At 43.2% G+C, this 935-nt stretch carries 1 protein-coding gene; it reads left to right on the top strand.

Features of this window, described 5'->3' with window-relative positions; all coding sequences use genetic code 11:
• Positions 1-342: 342 nt before the first annotated feature.
• A partial coding sequence (locus R8O11_RS25775; protein ID WP_318194683.1) for a YcjX family protein occupies positions 343-935 on the top strand: 593 nt, incomplete at its 3' end.

Below are 935 nucleotides of genomic sequence, written 5' to 3'. Positions count from 1 at the left end.
TTGTTGGCTACGACTTGATTCTTCACGGTATCAGTATTTTTGATGAGAAATACGTCACCATCACTTGTGTGCTTTGGTTTGTTCTTGAAATCGCACTCTTTGTTATCTACAAGCTGATTGAAGAAGATTAGAACATCAAGCCGCTAGTTAGAATATATAAGCCTCTGAAGTGATTCAGAGGCTTTTCCGTTTATAGGCAGCAATATTTTACACTTATCGAGGTCAGCACTAGATTGCAGATTTTGTTCATCTTTGATTAAGGTTGGTAAACTTAGACTCGTGATACTCAAGTTACTTCTAAGGAAGCGTTGGGTATAAAAACTGGTGAGATAAATAAAAACTATGAAAAGAATAAAGCAACACGTGAACGACTTTATCAGCCGTGGTATGGATTCTAATGTAAGAATTGCGGTAACTGGGTTATCCCGAGCGGGTAAAACGGCCTTTATCACGTCTTTGGTTAATCAGTTGCTTCACACCGCCACTCACGACAATCTACCTTTATTGACCGCCGCGAGAGACAAACGCCTTATTGGTGCAAAGCGTGAACCTCAAACCAATATGATGGTGCCTCGCTTTGCTTACGACGAGGCGATGAGCCAGATTCATGCGAACCCACCACAATGGCCAGTGCCAACGCGTGATGTGAGCGAAATTCGCCTAGCTTTAAAATACAAACCAAAGAAAACGACCAAGAAGCTGCTCAGTAAAACGGCGGTTCTCAATGTTGACATCATCGACTATCCGGGTGAATGGCTATTGGACTTGCCTTTGCTCGATATGAATTTTTTGAGTTGGTCTCAAACGCAGTTTGACGCGCTGAAAGGCAAACGCAAAGAGTTAGCTCAAGCATGGCTAGCTGAACTCGAACAGATCGAGCTCAATGCGGATGCAGATGAAAAACAGCTAGAGAAAGTGGCTCACGCCTACACGGA

Source organism: Vibrio sp. 1288, assembly GCF_033344475.1.
The sequence above is the reverse complement of the archived record's forward strand: the minus strand, read 5'-3'. Positions and strand labels throughout refer to the sequence as shown.